Here is a 16,666-nt window from a genome sequence, read left to right on the forward strand (position 1 = left end):
TCACAATGAGATGAAGGGGGTCAATTTTAGACGCCGATCACCCCGCTAAGGGGGTCAATTTTGCACGCCGCTCCACAATGATGTTTGCATATATCACCGCGGGCCGGAATTTTTCGGTACGATGCGGAGCCCACGAGGCGAATTCATTATACTGCTTCGCGAGATACTTCGTGTACCGCAGCATATCGCGATCAGCACCGATGGTTCCCGCAAGAGGTGCCATCGTGACACGGGATCGCGGCTGACGGATGCTGACATTGGAGCCAGCGCTGGCAATGACCACGGTGCCCTTGTTGTCGGGGATTGTGATGCGGTCCATCGCATCAAGAAGGCGCTTTGCTGAAAACCTGTCCGCTGTGTTCTCTGCACGGCCAGCCAACTGCTCGTGCTCCTGCTTCATCGCGAGGAGCTTCACCACGGAAAATTCAATCGTGTCGGAGTCGATCAGCTTGTGATGCCGACGACATAGCAGGATGAGATTCTCGTAACCGTGGCGTTCAGCGTCGCTTTGTTCGGGATCATAGCGTTCACCGCCTGGCTTGCTGGCGCGTATATGGCAGATTTCGCCCATGTTGATGCCCGCCATCCCTGGGCTGTCTTCGATGATGGGCGCAGTACAGCCGGAAAACGCACAGCGATTGCCTGACATGGCGTAGAGGCGTTGAATGGCCCGGATCGAAGGCTTCGGCATTGGCCTTGCTCGCTATTCAAATCTCGATGGGGACCTCGACCAGTACGGGGACCAATGCGGAAATTGGCGTGTGAAGGTCGACTTCAACGCCCGGCGTCTCAAGGCTGATCACCAACGCGTAGCGCGCCTCTTGGCCATATCTTCCGAGCGATTTGCGCTCGCGCCACCATCCCGAGATCGGATGGACATATAGAGCATTGCGGGCGGCAAGTTCGACGGCAGGCCCCTCCCAGATGTCGACATGCAGCGAACCCGACGATATCTGCTTTTCGCCAAATAGCCAGCCGTCGTTCGTTTCATTGACCGCGCGCGGAGCGTCTTTGTCGTATCCTTCGGCATTGTTGCGGCGATTGAAGTTCCCAATCGTCTCACGTGAGCGCTTGAGATCGAAACGCAGGCCGAACGACTGATAGCGTGCCGGGTCCAGATTGGTGGCAAAGCTGGGGTTGGGTTCCACGAAATAGGAGAGGGCAACTTTCAATCTCACCCGAGTGTTGTCGAGCGCCTCAAGCACGTCCTGGGGCCAGGGAAGCTGATAGATATGCGACTCGTTGAATCGCACGCTCCCGCCTTCCATCCGGAACGGACGTATCGTGTTTTGTGCAACCAGGGCGAGATCATCGATGGCCGACGCCATCGCACGGCCCAGATCGGGGATACCGTAACCGAACCGCCTGAGGCAGTGGGCCTTTTCTCGCTTTGTCGCGCACTGCGCGACGAGTTGATCCATGTGCCCGGTCCAACGGGCACTATGCACCATCAGCGCGCGGATCGTTTCCGGCCAGTAATGCGGGTAGGCAGCAGTCAGCTGAGCCGCCATCCGGGCCGCCTGAGCGGTTGCGGCACTTGTCGCCCAGAATGCGTCCAGCGGCTTCTGGGCGACGAGGCGGGAGGCCGTAAGGAGGGAAAGGGAATCGAGTCCCGCTACCGCTTCTGCACCGCACGGGCTGAGCGCCCTGTTCCCAGCCTCGAAGACGAGTTCGGGTTTGAACGGAGATTGGCTGGTGTCCCAGAGGAAGGATGTCCGGCTGTAAGGACTGGCGGCACCAACCGGTGCCACCGTGGTCCAACCGTCGTAGCCTGCCTCGCCGATCCCGGTCTTGTCCGTATATCCGCCGATCGTGAGGGCATTCCACGCCTGGGAAGGGTCTTCTGCCGGGAAAGCATCAGCATCTGCGATTTCGGCGGCAATGGAATTGTCGGGAATATTGCCAGCAGAGAGCAGTATCAGCCGCCGAGGCGACGGATTTTCAGCATCGTCCGATTCCGCTCCGGCCGCCGCCTGGTCGATGGCCGCGCTCCACGCCGTCGCATCTGATCCGCTGCGCCCCTCGTTGGTTACCGCCATGCAGAAAACACGGTCACGATCCGGATTGTTGATCTCCGCGAGCAGAATGGCGCTCTGGGTGATCGGTCCGTAGGAATGGGGATCATTGTCCGGCACGCCGGGAGGGGGCAGAATCTTGACCGATTCCAGGCGGTGGATGAGCTCAATTGGCAGATTGCTCGCGAGCGGACCGACAAGATCCCCATGCAAGGCAAGACCGGCCATGCCGGTCCCATGGCCAGCGCCGTGTTCGTGATCGTCCCCGCCCCAGGCCGTGTCGATCGCCATCAGATCTTCTGGCGACAGAGCGGGTTCTATCAGGGGATGCGCCCGATTGACCCCAGTGTCGAGCAGGCAGACCGCCGGCGCGTCATTGCCGGGCCAGGTTACACGCTCTGCGAGATCATCGATAAAAGCCGGAACGTCGTCCTTCAGGTCCCGGGTAAACACCAACGGGCTGTCGCTCGCGCGACGCAGCTCCGAAATGCCTGCGGTTGCGAACAGCAACATCTCGATTGATGCGCGCCGTCCGTATGCCGGGATCACCGTCGTCTCCGGAAAACGCAGAAAGGTGTCGGGGTTGCCGACATGCAGCCCCAACACCGCGGCGCTGCCCAGAACTCTGTCGATGCGATCGTTGAAGCACCAGAGCGCCCACCACATCTGCGCCTGGGGATCTTCCGGCAATGCCTCGGGAGCATCGCGCCAGAAACTTTGCAGGCGAGCCGCGCGAATGTGCTCGATCGGTTCGACCCGGGTCTTCTTGGGCGGCGATCCCTTTTCGCTCAGTTCCCCGTTTGTGTAGTCCTCAAAGACTTGGGAAAAGGCATCGCGCATGTCATCCGGGACAAACAGGGCAATGCGGCGTACGCCGTTTTCGTCGACGATTTCGGCCGCTTGCCGTGTGCCCTCCCTTTGCCGTTCAAGGTTGGTGGCGCCTGCGCTCCGATTGAGTTCGACCTCAATGAAGACGCCGCCAGCAGGCTCGAGGTCTGCAGGCTGTTCAGGCAGACCGCGCTGTCCGGCCTCAGCCTCTGCAAAGGCATTGCCAATTTCCGCGATGAGGCGGAGACCGTGATCCCCGCGAACCCTGTTCAGCGCGCGCTGGCGCGCGTTACTGCCTGGCGATTTGAAAGTACGTCGCTGGGCAAGCGCGGTGATATCGATGTGCGGTCGGTCGTGTTCGCTCACAGGGCTCAGCGCTTCACCGCAAACGCCGTTCGCATAGCCTGGCGCTCAGTGAGCTTGGCGACGACCTCCTGGGTTGTCGTCTGCTTCCTCTGCTCGAGGATCGCGGTCTTGACGACTTCATCCGCAGCGCGGGCGACTTCGGCCTGGCTCAGCCCGTGCGCCGCCTGCTCGATCGCAGCCCATCCAGCGCGCTGGAACTTGAGGGGTTTGAGGTTGGCCTTGATCACCGCGCGAATCTGCGCGGCGGTCGGCATCTCAAATTCTAGCACGTCATCGAACCGGCGTAGAAGCGCTCGGTCCAGAAGCTCCGGATGGTTGGTGGCAGCGATGATTGGGCTGTCCGTCGAGGTCTTTTCCTCCATGAACTGGAGGAAACTGTTGAGCACCCGGCGCATTTCAGCGACGTCGTTGGTCGCGGTGCGATGACCGCCGACAGCGTCGAATTCATCGAATAGGTAGACCCCGCGCCGACGACGGGTTTCATCGAAAACCAGACGCAGCTTTGCGGCGGTCTCGCCCATATAGCGGGTGATCAGTGTTTCGAGCCGAATGATGAAGAGCGGAAGCTTCAGCTCACCGGCGATCGCCTCGGCCGTCATGGTTTTGCCCGATCCCGGAGGGCCAACGAACAGCAGGCTGCGTGAAGGAACCTTGCCATGTTCGCGCAGCCAATCACGCTTGCGTTGCTGCAGCAGCATGCCATTGAGCCGTTCGCACACGGACGCACTCAGGATCACGTCCTGAAGATCAACCACAGGATCGCGGTAGTCGAGCAGTCCTTCGAGATCGCCGCGCGGGGCAGCAAAAGATACGGGAATAGATGCCTTGACCCCGCCCGCGCCGCGGGCGGCATCGACTGCGGAACGGAGTTCATTCGCAGTGTCACGGTGCCCTTGACGGGCTTCCGAAGCGGCAACTTGCAAGGCAATAGAATAGAACTGGGCGTCGTCGCCTTCGGCGCGACTGCGTAACATCGCCAGTATTTGCTTGGCGTTTGACATCTATTCTACTTTCCATCCCCTCGCGTCGGAGACCTGTTGCGCCGCCAGCGATACGTCATGCTTCCTGAAATTTGAAGCGCCATTGTTACCCCAAGGGCATACGATCATCCGGGCTGGCTCAGACCGCAGCTGCGACATTGCGATCGCCCGTCGAAGCCGCCCCATTTTACCGGGCTGCGTGAGGCAACCACCAGCGGTTTTGCGCGAGGCGAGCCTGCACAGGTTGGAGCGCTACCGGCGCAGCTCCCAGAGAGCAAATTAGGATAAAACTTTCGCCGAGCATTCTCCGGGAATTCAATCGGATTTCTACCTGCGGGCAGCGCCCGCAGCTTCGGCCTGACGGCCGGGAGGGAAGGGGGGGGGAAGAGGGTGATCGAACAAGGGGTTCGGTCGCAATCGATCCTACCAGGAGAACGTCCATGAACATCGGTGAAATCCGCAAGAACGCCAACGGCCAGCTGATCGGCTCTGTCGAAACGCTCACCATCACCCGCACCATCGGCCTGCGGCCGGTGACCTCCAGCAACCCCCGCGCGCCCCGCTACGAGATCGTCGCGCTCAACGACCAGCGCCGCTGGGTGATCGTCGGCGCGCTCTTCGAACTCTCCTCGAACTCGACCGGCGAGAGCTTCTACCAGGGCAAGATCGACGACCCGTCGATGGCGCAGCCGCTCTACATCGCCGCTTTCCCGCGCGAGGATGGCACCATGGCGATCGCCTGGCAGCGTCCGCGCCGCCGTGACAACCGCCTCGGCACCGCCGAATACGGCGAGAGCGACATGTTCCCGGCCGACGATGCCGGCGGCGACCGTCGCGAAGAACAGGCTGGCGACGGCCTGGGCGACAGCACCGCGACCCCGCCCGCCAAGCGCGGCCGGGCGGGTGCCAAGGACGGCGCCGAACACGATGGCGCGCTGCCGCCGCTCGTCGACGCCTGATCGGCTTGTCCCAACTCCAACCGGCGGGGACCCCAAGCGGGTCCCCGTCCTCGTGCAAAGGCCGCAGATGAGCCCCCCGCGCGGCCTGAGGCGGAACGCCGGCACTGCCCCCCGCCCGGCATTCCGCCTCTTCATTTGCATGGGGATATTCGGAGAACCACAATGCTGACCGACAGCGAACGCTTCGCATTCACCACCCGGCGCCACCACGCCTTTGCCAGCACCGGCAATGCCTATGACGCGGTCCAGTGCGACGAGGCCATCCGCACCGGCGACACGCTGGTTGTGCTCACCGAAGAGGTGGTCGGCGTCGCCATGACCTGGCCGTTTGCGGTGACGCTCGCGCACGGAAATCTACATGCGCTGTCCGCGCCGCGCGAGGCCGAGACGCTCGCGGATCTCGCCCGCTCGCTCCACGTCAGCGCGGCCGACTTCGAACACGCCGCCGAGATCGCCCGGCGTTTCGGATTTCCGCTCGACCCGCAGATCGACGCATTGCTGGCCCGCCCGGTGGGCTGAGCAGGCGCACTTCAGAGCGGCAGGGTCGACTGCTCAGGTGACGGCACACTCGCCGGCGCGTCGACCGCATCAGCGATAACGCGCGCGAGTTCGAGCGCGGCATCCTCGCGCAGGCAGGAGCTCGGGGCCGTGATCCCGACCCGCGCCCAGCCCGGGGCGTCCAGGATCGCATGGGCGACAGCAGACGTATCGATTCGTTCCATGCCATCAAAAGAACATAGAGAGAACATATTTGCAAGGTGGTTGGTGCCGCCGCGCGTCCCGATTGATAGGGCAAGGCGGTCCGCCGAGCATCAGCCCATGTGCAACTTGTACCGCATGACCAAGGCCCCTGCGGAAATCGCCCGTCTGTTCGGCGCGCGCAACAGCGCAGGCGCGAACTTCGCCGCCGAGGTTTACCCGGGCTACCCCGGCCTCGTCGTCGCCGAGGACGAGGCGCGGGTGATGACCTGGGGCTTCCCGCTCGCTTTGAAAGGGAAGCACGGTCAGCCGCTGAAGCCCAAGCCCGTCAACAACGCGCGCGAGGACAAGCTCGGCACTGCATTCTGGCGCCCAAGCTTCGAGCGACGGCGCTGCCTGATCCCCGTCACCGCCTGGGCCGAGGCCGAGGGCCTCAAGGGCCAGATGACCCGGACCTGGTACTCGCTGGCGGGCGAAGACGTCTTTGCAGTCGCCGGGCTGTGGCGCCCGACCGAGGAGTGGGGCGCGGCCTATTCGATGGTGATGGTAGATGGCTGCCCGCAGATGGCCGACGTACACGACCGCATGCCCGTCGTCCTCGCACGAGAAAGCTGGGAGCAGTGGCTCGCGGGCACGCCCGCCGAAGCCTTCGCGCTATGCCAGACCTGTCCCGATGAACTCGCCATCGACCGTACAGCCGCGCGCTGGGGGGCAGGGAGGTCCGCGGCGACGTCAGGCTGAGGGGAGGGGGGCTTCGCCGGTCGGATCAGACCCAAGCGAAAGGACCCGGCCATGGGCGACCGAGCCCCCGTTCACATCACCATCGGCGGCGCACTGCCGCGCGAACATCTCGAAACCTTTGCCGCGCACGCGGCTGACTACGACCTGCGCACAGAGTGGGACGGCGAACCCTTCGATCCCGCGGCGCTTCCGACAAGCGAACCACTCGAGCTCTACGGCACCGAACTCAACGGCGGGCAAATCCCCGAGATCGATGCCTTCTGCGCCGAGCACGGCCTGCCGTTTCGCCGCTGGTCGGGCGGCTGCCTCGGTGCCTATCTCCCCGAAATCGTCCTGTTCGACGGGCAAGGCCCGATGCGCGACTACACGGCGAGCGAAGACGAATACGTCCTCTTCCCCCCGTCGTGGATCAACAGCTTCACGCGGCTGCGCGATCTCAAGCGCGAGATGGCCCGCGCCAAACTGACTATTCCGGCCTTCGGGGTGACCGGAGGGGCGAGCGATGACCGCAGCTGACGCAGCCCTGCTGGCCGCCTCGCGCGAGGCAGTGCTCTCCCGCTTCCCGCTGTCGCGGGTGAGCGAGGCCTTCTTCGACGAGATGCTTGGCGTCCTGCCGCCGGCACACATCGCCGGCGTGCCGGGCTTCTTCGTCTCCGAGGCGGTGTGTGACGACGTCCACGCCCAGTTCGCCCACGCGGGCGGCCGCTTTTACGGCGGCTATGTCGGGCTCAGGGATCGCGAGGGCCTCATCACCCATGCGCGCATCGCGGCCTTCGATGCCGCCCATCCGGACGCGGTGGAACTCGCCTGGTATCCCGACGCCTGCGAGGAGGCCGCGCGATGAGCCGGCACCGGATCCTCGAACTCGGCGCTGGTCCCGCCGATGAGCCCTGCGCGCAGCTCGGGCAATGCGCGGACTTCGCCGCGGCCAACACCCTCGAACTGCTCGCCTACAAGGCCGCGATCATTGCCCTTAACGGCGAGCCGCCGCTGCCGCTCGGCTTTGCGCTGGTCGCCAATGCCCATGATTTCGGGACATACCGGACGCTCTGGCTGGTCTCATCGGAACAGACGTTGCCCGAAGACGGGCAGGCTTGGCTCGACGACCTTGTCGAACCGGCCACCTGGATAGCGGCGGGATTTCCGCAGCCGGTAACTTACGACGGCTCGCGCGCCGTCATGCGCCCATTCCGCGAGGTTATCGCCGCCGCGCTCCAGATCACCCGGGCCAACGCCGACGGCAGCTTCTTCCCCGCTGAGAACGCGGTGCTCCACCGCAACCTGCTCGCCGCCTACGGTCCTGCCACGGTCGCTGCCGCGGACACCGGGTAAGGGGAGGGGGCGGGAACTGGGCGTTCCTTTGAGGGAGTCCCAGCCCATGCCTCGCTTCTATGCCGGGATCGGTGCGCGCACGACGCCGCCCGAAATTCTCAGTCTGATGACCCGGGCTGCCTTCGCGCTAACCAAGCGCGGCTATGTCCTGCGCTCGGGCCACGCGATCGGCGCCGACAGCGCGTTCGAACGCGGGGCTGGCCGCGATGCGCAGATCTTTCTGCCGGCGGCGGCCTGGCGCGGTTCGGTCAGCGAGTTCCATCCCGAGACGCTCGGTGCCGAGCTCTGGGGCATGGCACGCGTGATCGCTGCCGCGCACCATCCGGCCTTTGCCGGGCTTTCGGGCTTCGTCCAGGCGCTCCACACGCGCAACGTGTTCCAGGTGCTAGGGGCGACCCTCGAAAGCCCTGCGGAATTCGTGCTGTGCTGGACCGCCGACGGTGAGGCCTCGGGCGGCACCGGCCAGGCGCTGCGCATCGCGGCCAGTCACGGCGTCCCCGTCTTCAACCTCCAGCGCGAGCGAGAGCGCACCCACGTCGAGCGCCACCTCGTCCTCTGATCCGTTCAATTCCGTGTCTTCCGACCGTTCTATCCTGTGCCTTGGCAGCGGGACGCGTCGGCGCGCGGCAACACGAAAGCCATAGCCCATGTCCTCGATCACGCTCACGCTCGAACTTGCCTGCACCCGTGAAGAAGCCGCGCACTTCGCCGCAGTCGAACTGTTCCTCGCCGAGGTGGTCGAAGACGCCGAGGCCGAGCCCCCGGCCGAACTCGACGCGATCTTCGGCGCCCGGCCACGCGAGACGATCCTCGGCCTTGCCGGGCACCCGCAGTCGCTCGGGATCACCTGCCGTTACGATCGGGACAATGGCGTGATGACGCTCGCCGCGATCGACGGCAAACCGAACCTCGCCGCGCTGCCGGTCCTCCTGCTCTGGCTCTATCCCGACAAGCTGCCCATCGCTTACTCGGTCCACGTGACCGAGCGGCCTGACCTTTCGGTCTGGACCATCGTGGGCCTCAATCGCATCGAGATCACCCAGCACGAGGGCGAAGTCGCGGCGCGGCTCGAAGCCTTGCGGGCAATTGGCGACACGCCCCGGCGTCTCGACCTGCTGCCGACCAAACCGCTGCTCCGATCGGACCACTGAGCCCGCTCAGGCGGCCTGCTGAGCGTCCCAGCTGCGCCGCGGCGGCCGACTGACGCGGGCCGGGAGCGGCTCGCCTTCCTTCCACAGCAGGTGCGCGACGCCTTGCCCGGCGAGCAGCGCTTCCAGGGGTTCCGCCACCTCGTTGTCGCGGTCGTGGATGTGGATGGCGCTGGCTTCCTCGCCGGTGTCCTTGAGCACGAGGCTGGCGATCGGCGTGTCGGTATCGAGATTGACGCGCAGGCCTTTCACGAACCGCCGCTTCTCCGCGACCGCCTTGCCGACGAGATAGCGCTCGTCGCTGGTCTCATAGGGCAGCCACTCGGGCGTCACCGGCATAAGCGCCACCTCGATGAGGTCGAAGGTGCCCTCACGCCGCCGTGCGAACGAGCCGGCGAGAACCAGGTGACCGCACTTGCCGTTCGGTCCATCCTGCGCCTGCCACAGTGCGAGTTCGCCGGCGAACCGCTTGTGAAAGCGCCGGGCCATGTCCTGGTCCATCACGAAGGGCATGTCGCCGACATGGCGCAGGACGATTCTTTCTGCGCCGTGCGCGGGAACGATCTCCTTGATCTCGCCCACGACCACCATCATCTCGTCCCGCGAGGCATAGACCCGGGCAAGCGCCGCGCGGCGGCGGGCCCGGATTTCCTCCTTTTCTTCGACCTTGAAGCTCTCGGGCACGAACAGCACGTGGGGCAGGGCTTCCTGCTTGGCTCGGCAACTTGCCGCCGCCTCGAGCAGTGCGCGGCGCACCACGAACCACGTCCGCTTGCCCGCCATTTTCGGATGCCAGTGGGTGAGCTCCGCCCGGTCCCACAGCACATGGAGCAGCCCGCGCATCGACAGCTTCTGACCCGACGACTTCACCGTCGGCTTGTCATTGGTAAGCGCTGCGGGCGCGAGCCGGGCCGCCCCGCGCGACAGCGGGAAGCCGAGCTTCAGGCTGGTCTCGCCGCTCGCCTCATCGTCGAGCACGGCTGACCCACGCACCTGGCCCATGCCGGTGAGGTAATCAGGGGCGTCGTAGTGATCGCAGGCGGTCGCATGGCGCGCGCCTGAGCCCGGCCAGCGTGCAAGCACGTAGCCATTCTGCCGGTGCGAGATGTAGAGGGGGAGCTGGGTTCCCTTGCGGCATTCGCAAAGGACCGGACTTTTGCGCTCGTAGGCCTCGCGCAGCACGTGCTGAAGTTCATCGCCTTCGGCCACGCTGCGGCCGAGCACACGGTATCGCTGGATCATTGGGGTCTGCTCCAATTTCTCGCGATCGACGCTGCCCGTTCGACCTCTCGCGCATCTCCTTCGTCTGACGCGGCCCCGGATGGGCACGCCGGGCCAGTCTATGCCGGCCTTGCGGGTGCGGCAAGGTTTGCTGTGCCCGCGGGTGGTGTGTGGAAAACCCCGCTTCGGCTTGGCTTGCAGGTGCCGCGCTGGCATCACGGCGCGATGACGGCTTCCGAACAGCAATTTTCCTTGTTCGATCTGGATCTCGACCCGGTGGTCGAGGACCGCAAGAGCGCGACCACGCCCACGGGGCGCTTCAGCAACTTCATCGTCTACGTCGATGAGAGCGGGGATCACGGCATGCAGACCGTCGATCCCAATTACCCGCTGTTCGTCCTCGCATTCTGCGTCTTCTACAAGAAGCACTACAGCGAGAAGGTCGTCCCGGCGCTCGAGAAGTTCAAGTTCAACCATTTCGGCGACGACATTGTGATCTTGCACGAGCGAGAAATTCGCAAGGAAACCGGCCCCTTCAAGTTCGCTAACGAAGCCGAGAAGCTGGGTTTCATCGATGGCCTCAGCGGTATCATCGACAAGTCGAACTTCATCCTGATCAGCTGCGTGATCGACAAGCACCGGCTCGGCGCGCGTGATGTCGAACGCGACAACCCCTATCATCTCGCCCTCGGGTTCTGCCTTGGGACGCTCTACGAGTTCCTCATCGAGAAGAACCAGAACGCCAAGAAGACCCACGTGGTCTTCGAGTGCCGCGGCAAGAAGGAGGACAAGGACCTCGAACTGGAGTTCCGCAGGATCTGCGACGGCGAGAACAAGCTGGGGGCGCCCCTGCCATTCGAGATTGTCTTTGCCGACAAGAAGGCGAACTCGTCCGGGCTCCAGCTCGCAGACCTGGTGGCGAGGCCAATCGGCATGAGTGTGTTGCGGCCGAGCCAGGACAATCGCGCCTTCGAGGTCCTGACCCGCAAGTTCTATTGCGACGGCGGGCGCGAGAATGTCGGCAGCGGCTATGAAAACTGGGGGCTCAAGGTTTTCCCGCCCCAAATAAGCGAAAAGCCCCGATGAAACTCACCGAGGCTATGACGCCGACCGGGAACCCCCAGTCCACTTGTGCTCCCTATATACGCACTCCCGGCCAACTGACAACGGGAACATTGTGCCAACCCGCCCGAGCTGGCGCGTGGCGACCGGGCGCGTGATGGATGACCTCTTCGCTTCGCAGCCCATCGCCGGCGCAACGCTAGCGCGCAGCGACATCGAGCGTCTGATCGGCAGCGCCCCGCGCACACTCGTCGACTGCGACCTCGAGGAGGCCGACCTCTCCGGGCTCGACCTTACCCGCTGGCGCTTCGAACGCTGCAACCTGCGGCGCAGCGATCTGACGGGAGCAAAGCTTGAAGGTACGGTCTGGCAGGGCTGCCGGGGACCGTTCGCCAATTTCTCGGGCGCCAACCTTAGCGAAGCCGAGTTCGTCGGCGGCGACTGGAACAATTGTTCGATGCGCCGCGCGAGCCTGACTTCGAGCCGGTTCACCGGCTCCAAGCTTACCGGCGCCGACTTCACCGAGGCGCGCGCCATGCACATCCACTTCGAGGAAGTGCTGCTGGTCTCTGCCAAGCTGCCCGGCTTCTCGTTCCGCAAGGAGAGCCTGCGCCGGGTCGATCTGTCCGGTGCCGATCTGCGCAAGGGCGACTTCCGCATGACGGTGTTCGAGGATTGTTCGCTGCGCGAGGCGATGGTGGCGGGATCGCGCTTCGACGGCTCTGATCTGCGCGGCGCTGACCTTGGCGGGCTGCGCCTCGTCGATGCCGGGCTGTTTCGCGGGGCGACCATCTCGCGCGAGCAGGCCGGGCAATTGCTGGGCGAATTGGGGCTCAATGTCCGGTAGGTCGCAGGGCCGGGCGGCTCACCGGTCCTGAAGTGCGTCCTGTCCCAGGCTTTCGGTCACGCCTTCGGCAAGACCGAGGCAAAGCGCGGCTTCCTCGCGGGAGAGCGTGACCTCTTCAGCCGCTAAGACACTCAGCTTCGCGCGCAGCACCTCAGTCATCGCGCGCGCCACCTGCAGGGCGCTTGGCATCATCTGAGGATCAGCCATGGTCCGGGATCCTTTCCCTTAGATGGCTCTGCCTGCGGCAGCGGGGCCAGTGCGGCCGGGTTGAAGTGCGTTCATACCGGTTTTGCGGGAGTCTGGCGAGGCGGGGAGGGAAGGGGGCACCCCGGGGCCCGCGTCCCACGCGGGCGCCGCGGCGACCCGCTCTACTCGCTAGGGCGGAGCGTCGGCGCTTTCGCACCGCCGCCCACCCAAGCTCGCCGGCATGGATGCCGGCCCTTCGGGTGACGATCGGGGCCAGTGGAGGAAGCGGCGAGGCTGGTTGGTGCGGGCGGGCGAGGGCGCTAGGCTCTACCCATGCCGATCGCTCTTGCTGCCGCCGCCCTTTGCATGTCGCCTTCTGTTCACGACGGCGACACGATCCGCTGCGGCCGCGAGCGTGTCCGCATCGCCAATATCGATGCACCCGAACTGCCCGATAGTCCCAAGTGCCAGGACCGGAGACGGTCCTACGCCTGGTGTGACTTTGCCGCAGGCGAAGCCTCGCGGGTTGCCCTGACGCGGCTGCTGTCGCGCGGACAGGTGACGATCACGCGACTTGGCACCGCCCCCTATGGACGGACGCTCGCCTCGGTCTCGGTGAACGGCGTGGATGCCGGCGACTATCTGGTCGCGCAAGGCCTCGCGAGGCCTTGGCGCTGAGCGTCCCCATCGAGGGCAGGCGATCCATGCTCGCCTGCGGCCGCCTTCTTGCGCATCTGACGAATAGCCTTGCCGTAGCGCATGGCACTGGACGGGAGGGGCTGGGCCCGGCCCCGTGTGACCGTGCGTCACTGACCAGTATGGAGCGGGGGCCGAGGAAGGCAATGCCCGCTGCGCGGGCGCTGGCGGGTGGGAGCAGGTCCTGCCGAAATGGCCGAGGCTGACGGATCTGATCTTTGCGGGGATCCGCTGAGCCTGACTTGACGAAACCGCCCTTCGTTTGCCGATGAACCCTGCAGGGCCAGTCCCTGGCTGCAACCCAAAAGCAGCGGACCGTGAAGCCCTTCGGGCTTGCCGCACCACTCCTCGCTTTTGGGTTTCCCTCACATGCGTTCGGTGCGGGCCCGGGCCTTTGGCCCTGCCTGTGATGTTCATCGGCGGGCGGTTCCGCCGAGTTCAAGCCACGGAGAATACCCCATGAAGAACCTCGTTATCCTGATCGGCCGCATCGCCGCCGCTCCCGAAACCCGCCACGCCGGCGAGACCGCGATCACTTCGTTCACCCTCGTCACCGATCGCCCCAAGCTGGTCGATGGCAAGACGGTCAAGAACGAGGCCGGCTACACCGAAACCCTCGCCGAATTCCACCGCGTCACCGCTTTCAACGGCCTCGGCACCTCGGTCGCCAAGCACAAGAAGAAGGGCGACCTGGTCGAGGTGCAGGGCCGCCTCCACTACTCCAAGTGGACCGACCGGGAGGGCGTCGAACGCTACGCGGTCGAGATTGTCGCCGAGGAAGTCCTCTTCCTCTAAACCCGAGCCCGGGAGGCGGCGCTGCCGCCTCCCATTGGGCCAAGGCCAGCCCCCCATCGTTCATGTAGTCGCTGCGACGGGCGAAACACCGATTGCGAAAAAGGCAATGCGCGGCGTCTATTTCGCACTTGCAGCATGGAGGGCGCGAACCCATATGAGGGATGCCTTTCAGGCATCCTCTCCCAAAACTTCCCAAGGGGCCGGCGCAAGCTGGCCCTATTTTTTTGCCTGCCGGGTCTGCGCTTGTGCCCCTCCGGGCATGCCATTTGTGACACTTTGCCCTTAGGCGGAGTGTCATGTTGCGCTGCGCCCGTGACATGCGCGGAGGGCGGGTCATCGAGCATGGCTGCACGATCACTAACGTGGTCGCGGGGGAAGGCAGCACGCTCGGCCGCGCAAGTCAGATGGCGCCTCCGGGCGAAGTGTCACGGGCGACAAACGACAGGGCAAGGCACAAAGGGGATTCACAGGATTCACCTTTTGTGCTCAATACTGTTCGATGGAACGAGCCCAAGAAATCACTGGTGTCGGTGGGATCTACGCGGTCCTGGTCGAAGCCTCGAACCGCCCCCGCTACGCGTTTCTTGTCCTCCAGCTGGTCGCCGAGATTGCCGACGGGCGAGGGCAAGCCGGACCCTTCGTGGCGCTAGGCGGTGTGCCGGTGCTTCTGCGCGAATGGCTCTGCTCCCAGCTCTTGCCGATGAGCGAACAGCCCGCACGGCGGGCGGCGCTGCGCGCGCGCGTGGCCGCTGCGCTGAAGCACGAACTGACCGGTGACGCTGTTCGTGATGCGGTGCGCATCGAGGCCGCGGTCGAGGAGCAGGTCCAGGCGGTTGGCCGCGCCAATGTCAGCCGCGCGATTTCCGATCTGGTCCGCGCCGGGCTGATGAGCCGGCACTATGCGGGCTACGCCACCAACCACAAGAACCGCGGCGGCGGACGCCATGCGGTCTATGTGATCAAGCCGGCTGTGCTTGCGCTGCTGCGCAAGCCCGCGCCGCTGCGGCGTCAGGGCCCGGGCGCTGCCAATCCCCAGGGCGAACTCTTCGCGGCCTGAACCTTCGCACTTCGAGCATCAGGTCAGGCCTGGCGCACCCCGGCGATGCTCCTATGGCGTGGTGGCGAACTATCGCCTAGGAACCCACGATCCGTGGATTGGAAAGGTCTCGCCCGCATGGAAAACGAAGCACTGCTGGATCATGTCGCCGATATCGTGTCTGCCCATGTCAGCAACAATTCGATCGCGGCCGCGGACCTGCCGGGCCTGATCCAGGCGGTCTACGCTTCGCTTGCCGCGCTTGGACGGGCGCCGGAACCGGCTCAAGAGGAGCTGAAACCCGCCGTCTCGGTGCGTGCCTCGGTCAAGCCCGACGCAGTCACCTGCCTCGAATGCGGTGAGAAGATGAAGATGCTCAAGCGCCATCTTGGGACCGAGCATGGCCTGACGCCCGCCGAGTACCGGGCGCGCTGGAGCCTGCCTGCCGATTACCCGATGGTCGCGCCCGACTATGCCGCCAAACGCAAGGAGCTTGCGGTCAGGATCGGCCTTGGCCGCAGGCCCGGCCAGAGCCCGAAGGCTGTGGCCAAAGTTGCACCGGAAGCTGCGGCCGAGGCAGCACCCAAGGCGAAGCCCACGGCCGCAGCGGCCCCGGCAAAGCGCAAGAAGCTCGGCGTCGCCTTCGGCTAGCGCCTTGCCGCGACCCGGGGGCCGACCTTGACATTTACCGCTTTATGCCGCATATTATGCCCCATAATTCGGCAAATGGTGAGGCAAATGGCAAGCGCGGCATTCCTGAGCGAAGTCACCGGCGAGAAGGGCGTCTCGCCTGACCGGCTGTCGGCGGCCTTGCACATCACCAAGTCGGAACTGGCTCTCGCGGCCGGACTGTCGCGCGATGCGGTCTCCAAGGCTGCCCGCAGCCAGAGCGTGGTAACGCAGGCGCGGCTGCGCGAGGTGAGCGAAATCATCAACCGCGTCATCCCATGGGCGGGCAGTGAGCTCGCTGCCTATGCGTGGTATCGCTCGCAGCCGCTGCCTTCGTTCGGCGACGCCACGGCTGAAGAGCTCGTCCGCCAGGGTCTCGGCGAGAAGGTCCGCGCCTATCTCGGCCGGATCGCCGCTGGCGGCTTTGCCTGATCGTCAGACACCCTCAAGGTGGCACTTGCCTTCAGCAGGTTCGACGGTCTCGTCTACCGCGCGCATCATCCGGCCTGGGCCTACGATCCCGAATCCGGCGAAGGCGCGAAACTCCATGGCGGACGGTTCAACCGCATCGGCACGGCCTGCTTCTACGCGGCGCTGAGCCTCGAGACGGCCTGGCTCGAAGCCCAGCAGGGTTTCGCCTTCAAGGCGCAGCCGCTGACCATCTGCAGCTACCGCGCCGAGATTGCCGATGTGCTCGACCTCACCGATCCCACGGTGCGCGATCACGCCGACGTCACCCTCACGCAGCTGGGCTGCGCGTGGGAGCGGCTTGCCGGTGACCGCAAGTCTGTTCCGACCTGGGAGCTTGCCGACCGGCTGATCGCGGCAGGTTGCGCGGGCGTCATCGTTCCGAGCTTTGCCTCGCGTGCGACGCCTGACGATCGCAATCTCGTGCTGTGGTCGTGGAGCCGCGAAGCGCCGCATCGCCTGGTCGTGATCGATGACGAGCAGCGCTTGCCGCGTGATCAATCATCGTGGCAGGATCACCCAAAGTCGACCTAAGCCATTGATAACATTTAACATAAGCTATATTATCAAACTAAGCAATCGTGCCAAGAGGCGCTATTCGTGACACGTTTGCGATTT

The 16,666-nt window shown here is 64.8% G+C and carries 22 protein-coding genes; 16 read left to right on the plus strand and 6 right to left on the minus strand.

Annotated elements, in window-relative coordinates; translation table 11 throughout:
* Window positions 1-37: 37 nt before the first annotated feature.
* From AC1Q5P_RS18355 to AC1Q5P_RS18365, 3 genes are all read right to left on the minus strand, one after another.
* Entirely contained in the window at window positions 38-691 is a 654-nt protein-coding gene (locus AC1Q5P_RS18355) for an HNH endonuclease (RefSeq protein ID WP_492519711.1), read from the minus strand.
* 16 nt (window positions 692-707) lie between these two features.
* Window positions 708-2,855 carry a S8 family peptidase gene (locus AC1Q5P_RS18360; protein WP_492519712.1) on the minus strand — a complete coding sequence of 716 codons (2,148 nt, stop codon included), beginning with the start codon at window positions 2,853-2,855 and terminating at the stop codon, window positions 708-710.
* Between the two features lie 359 nt (window positions 2,856-3,214).
* A complete protein-coding gene (locus AC1Q5P_RS18365) occupies window positions 3,215-4,183 on the minus strand; it encodes an AAA family ATPase (protein ID WP_238532675.1) in 969 nt (322 codons plus the stop codon).
* A gap of 446 nt (window positions 4,184-4,629) precedes the next feature.
* Here AC1Q5P_RS18365 and AC1Q5P_RS18370 point away from each other — a divergent pair, with 446 nt between their 5' ends.
* Together AC1Q5P_RS18370 and AC1Q5P_RS18375 are read left to right on the plus strand one after the other, a co-directional pair.
* Window positions 4,630-5,148: a DUF736 domain-containing protein gene (locus AC1Q5P_RS18370; protein WP_492519713.1), complete on the plus strand. Its 519-nt coding sequence runs from the start codon at window positions 4,630-4,632 to the stop codon at window positions 5,146-5,148.
* Between the two features lie 162 nt (window positions 5,149-5,310).
* Window positions 5,311-5,667, plus strand: a complete 357-nt coding sequence (locus AC1Q5P_RS18375; protein ID WP_492519714.1) for a hypothetical protein — start codon at window positions 5,311-5,313, stop codon at window positions 5,665-5,667.
* Window positions 5,668-5,678: 11 nt separating this feature from the next.
* Here the strand turns inward: AC1Q5P_RS18375 and AC1Q5P_RS18380 are convergent, their stop codons facing one another.
* Window positions 5,679-5,870 (minus strand): DUF6771 family protein, encoded by a 192-nt coding sequence (locus AC1Q5P_RS18380; protein WP_037486461.1) that lies wholly within the window; start codon window positions 5,868-5,870, stop codon window positions 5,679-5,681.
* A gap of 97 nt (window positions 5,871-5,967) precedes the next feature.
* On the opposite strand from AC1Q5P_RS18380, the gene AC1Q5P_RS18385 reads away from it, so the two are divergent.
* From AC1Q5P_RS18385 to AC1Q5P_RS18410, 6 genes are all read left to right on the plus strand, one after another.
* Window positions 5,968-6,588: an SOS response-associated peptidase gene (locus AC1Q5P_RS18385; protein ID WP_492519715.1), complete on the plus strand. Its 621-nt coding sequence runs from the start codon at window positions 5,968-5,970 to the stop codon at window positions 6,586-6,588.
* 51 nt (window positions 6,589-6,639) lie between these two features.
* A complete protein-coding gene (locus AC1Q5P_RS18390) occupies window positions 6,640-7,104 on the plus strand; it encodes a hypothetical protein (RefSeq protein WP_492519716.1) in 465 nt (154 codons plus the stop codon).
* On the plus strand, window positions 7,091-7,432 hold the full coding sequence (locus AC1Q5P_RS18395; protein ID WP_492519717.1) for a hypothetical protein: 342 nt from the start codon (window positions 7,091-7,093) through the stop codon (window positions 7,430-7,432). The genes AC1Q5P_RS18390 and AC1Q5P_RS18395 overlap by 14 nt, the downstream gene beginning before the upstream one ends.
* Entirely contained in the window at window positions 7,429-7,920 is a 492-nt protein-coding gene (locus AC1Q5P_RS18400) for a hypothetical protein (protein WP_492519718.1), read from the plus strand. The genes AC1Q5P_RS18395 and AC1Q5P_RS18400 overlap by 4 nt, the downstream gene beginning before the upstream one ends.
* Before the next feature lie 46 nt (window positions 7,921-7,966).
* Window positions 7,967-8,479: a hypothetical protein gene (locus AC1Q5P_RS18405; RefSeq protein WP_492519719.1), complete on the plus strand. Its 513-nt coding sequence runs from the start codon at window positions 7,967-7,969 to the stop codon at window positions 8,477-8,479.
* A gap of 88 nt (window positions 8,480-8,567) precedes the next feature.
* Entirely contained in the window at window positions 8,568-9,071 is a 504-nt protein-coding gene (locus AC1Q5P_RS18410; RefSeq protein WP_492519720.1) for a hypothetical protein, read from the plus strand.
* A 6-nt stretch (window positions 9,072-9,077) separates the two neighbouring features.
* On the opposite strand, the gene AC1Q5P_RS18415 is transcribed toward AC1Q5P_RS18410, so the two are convergent.
* Window positions 9,078-10,310: a DUF1173 domain-containing protein gene (locus AC1Q5P_RS18415; RefSeq protein WP_492519721.1), complete on the minus strand. Its 1,233-nt coding sequence runs from the start codon at window positions 10,308-10,310 to the stop codon at window positions 9,078-9,080.
* On the opposite strand from AC1Q5P_RS18415, the gene AC1Q5P_RS18420 reads away from it, so the two are divergent.
* Together AC1Q5P_RS18420 and AC1Q5P_RS18425 are read left to right on the plus strand one after the other, a co-directional pair.
* Window positions 10,251-11,375 (plus strand): DUF3800 domain-containing protein, encoded by a 1,125-nt coding sequence (locus tag AC1Q5P_RS18420; protein WP_492519722.1) that lies wholly within the window; start codon window positions 10,251-10,253, stop codon window positions 11,373-11,375. The genes AC1Q5P_RS18415 and AC1Q5P_RS18420 overlap by 60 nt on opposite strands.
* A 133-nt stretch (window positions 11,376-11,508) precedes the next feature.
* A complete protein-coding gene (locus AC1Q5P_RS18425; protein ID WP_492519723.1) occupies window positions 11,509-12,198 on the plus strand; it encodes a pentapeptide repeat-containing protein in 690 nt (229 codons plus the stop codon).
* 18 nt (window positions 12,199-12,216) lie between these two features.
* Here AC1Q5P_RS18425 and AC1Q5P_RS18430 read toward each other — a convergent pair whose 3' ends face one another.
* Window positions 12,217-12,405, minus strand: coding sequence for a hypothetical protein (locus tag AC1Q5P_RS18430; RefSeq protein WP_139384056.1), 189 nt, complete (start codon window positions 12,403-12,405; stop codon window positions 12,217-12,219).
* A 312-nt stretch (window positions 12,406-12,717) separates the two neighbouring features.
* Between AC1Q5P_RS18430 and AC1Q5P_RS18435 the strand changes: the two genes are divergently transcribed.
* The 6 genes from AC1Q5P_RS18435 (at window position 12,718) to AC1Q5P_RS18460 (ending at window position 16,582) form a co-directional block, all read left to right on the plus strand.
* Window positions 12,718-13,062 carry a thermonuclease family protein gene (locus AC1Q5P_RS18435; protein WP_039336869.1) on the plus strand — a complete coding sequence of 115 codons (345 nt, stop codon included), beginning with the start codon at window positions 12,718-12,720 and terminating at the stop codon, window positions 13,060-13,062.
* A 477-nt stretch (window positions 13,063-13,539) separates the two neighbouring features.
* The gene (locus AC1Q5P_RS18440; RefSeq protein WP_006949404.1) at window positions 13,540-13,875 is read left to right on the plus strand and encodes a single-stranded DNA-binding protein; all 336 of its coding nucleotides are present in this window, start codon (window positions 13,540-13,542) and stop codon (window positions 13,873-13,875) included.
* A gap of 499 nt (window positions 13,876-14,374) precedes the next feature.
* On the plus strand, window positions 14,375-14,932 hold the full coding sequence (locus AC1Q5P_RS18445) for a hypothetical protein (RefSeq protein WP_079731397.1): 558 nt from the start codon (window positions 14,375-14,377) through the stop codon (window positions 14,930-14,932).
* A 117-nt stretch (window positions 14,933-15,049) separates the two neighbouring features.
* Complete coding sequence (locus AC1Q5P_RS18450) at window positions 15,050-15,562, plus strand: Ros/MucR family transcriptional regulator (protein ID WP_079731396.1); 513 nt, start codon at window positions 15,050-15,052, stop codon at window positions 15,560-15,562.
* An 87-nt stretch (window positions 15,563-15,649) separates the two neighbouring features.
* The gene (locus tag AC1Q5P_RS18455; protein ID WP_006949410.1) at window positions 15,650-16,012 is read left to right on the plus strand and encodes an antitoxin Xre/MbcA/ParS toxin-binding domain-containing protein; all 363 of its coding nucleotides are present in this window, start codon (window positions 15,650-15,652) and stop codon (window positions 16,010-16,012) included.
* Window positions 16,013-16,030: 18 nt separating this feature from the next.
* Window positions 16,031-16,582: an RES family NAD+ phosphorylase gene (locus AC1Q5P_RS18460; RefSeq protein ID WP_079731395.1), complete on the plus strand. Its 552-nt coding sequence runs from the start codon at window positions 16,031-16,033 to the stop codon at window positions 16,580-16,582.
* Window positions 16,583-16,666 lie beyond the last annotated feature (84 nt).

The organism is Novosphingobium sp. GW835-FHT14H07 (assembly GCF_058793515.1).

Bases quoted from the DNA above. Each gene is read 5' to 3' on its own strand.
- AC1Q5P_RS18370 (WP_492519713.1), top strand. From the start codon at position 4,630: ATGAACATCGGTGAAATCCGCAAGAACGCCAACGGCCAGCTGATCGGC.
- AC1Q5P_RS18455 (WP_006949410.1), top strand. From the start codon at position 15,650: ATGGCAAGCGCGGCATTCCTGAGCGAAGTCACCGGCGAGAAGGGCGTC.
- AC1Q5P_RS18410 (WP_492519720.1), top strand. From the start codon at position 8,568: ATGTCCTCGATCACGCTCACGCTCGAACTTGCCTGCACCCGTGAAGAA.
- AC1Q5P_RS18360 (WP_492519712.1), bottom strand. From the start codon at position 2,855: ATGCGCGATGCCTTTTCCCAAGTCTTTGAGGACTACACAAACGGGGAA.
- AC1Q5P_RS18430 (WP_139384056.1), bottom strand. From the start codon at position 12,405: ATGGCTGATCCTCAGATGATGCCAAGCGCCCTGCAGGTGGCGCGCGCG.
- AC1Q5P_RS18440 (WP_006949404.1), top strand. From the start codon at position 13,540: ATGAAGAACCTCGTTATCCTGATCGGCCGCATCGCCGCCGCTCCCGAA.
- AC1Q5P_RS18450 (WP_079731396.1), top strand. From the start codon at position 15,050: ATGGAAAACGAAGCACTGCTGGATCATGTCGCCGATATCGTGTCTGCC.
- AC1Q5P_RS18425 (WP_492519723.1), top strand. From the start codon at position 11,509: ATGGATGACCTCTTCGCTTCGCAGCCCATCGCCGGCGCAACGCTAGCG.
- AC1Q5P_RS18380 (WP_037486461.1), bottom strand. From the start codon at position 5,870: ATGGAACGAATCGATACGTCTGCTGTCGCCCATGCGATCCTGGACGCC.
- AC1Q5P_RS18355 (WP_492519711.1), bottom strand. From the start codon at position 691: ATGCCGAAGCCTTCGATCCGGGCCATTCAACGCCTCTACGCCATGTCA.
- AC1Q5P_RS18435 (WP_039336869.1), top strand. From the start codon at position 12,718: ATGCCGATCGCTCTTGCTGCCGCCGCCCTTTGCATGTCGCCTTCTGTT.
- AC1Q5P_RS18385 (WP_492519715.1), top strand. From the start codon at position 5,968: ATGTGCAACTTGTACCGCATGACCAAGGCCCCTGCGGAAATCGCCCGT.
- AC1Q5P_RS18400 (WP_492519718.1), top strand. From the start codon at position 7,429: ATGAGCCGGCACCGGATCCTCGAACTCGGCGCTGGTCCCGCCGATGAG.
- AC1Q5P_RS18375 (WP_492519714.1), top strand. From the start codon at position 5,311: ATGCTGACCGACAGCGAACGCTTCGCATTCACCACCCGGCGCCACCAC.
- AC1Q5P_RS18415 (WP_492519721.1), bottom strand. From the start codon at position 10,310: ATGATCCAGCGATACCGTGTGCTCGGCCGCAGCGTGGCCGAAGGCGAT.
- AC1Q5P_RS18395 (WP_492519717.1), top strand. From the start codon at position 7,091: ATGACCGCAGCTGACGCAGCCCTGCTGGCCGCCTCGCGCGAGGCAGTG.
- AC1Q5P_RS18445 (WP_079731397.1), top strand. From the start codon at position 14,375: ATGGAACGAGCCCAAGAAATCACTGGTGTCGGTGGGATCTACGCGGTC.
- AC1Q5P_RS18390 (WP_492519716.1), top strand. From the start codon at position 6,640: ATGGGCGACCGAGCCCCCGTTCACATCACCATCGGCGGCGCACTGCCG.
- AC1Q5P_RS18405 (WP_492519719.1), top strand. From the start codon at position 7,967: ATGCCTCGCTTCTATGCCGGGATCGGTGCGCGCACGACGCCGCCCGAA.
- AC1Q5P_RS18365 (WP_238532675.1), bottom strand. From the start codon at position 4,183: ATGTTACGCAGTCGCGCCGAAGGCGACGACGCCCAGTTCTATTCTATT.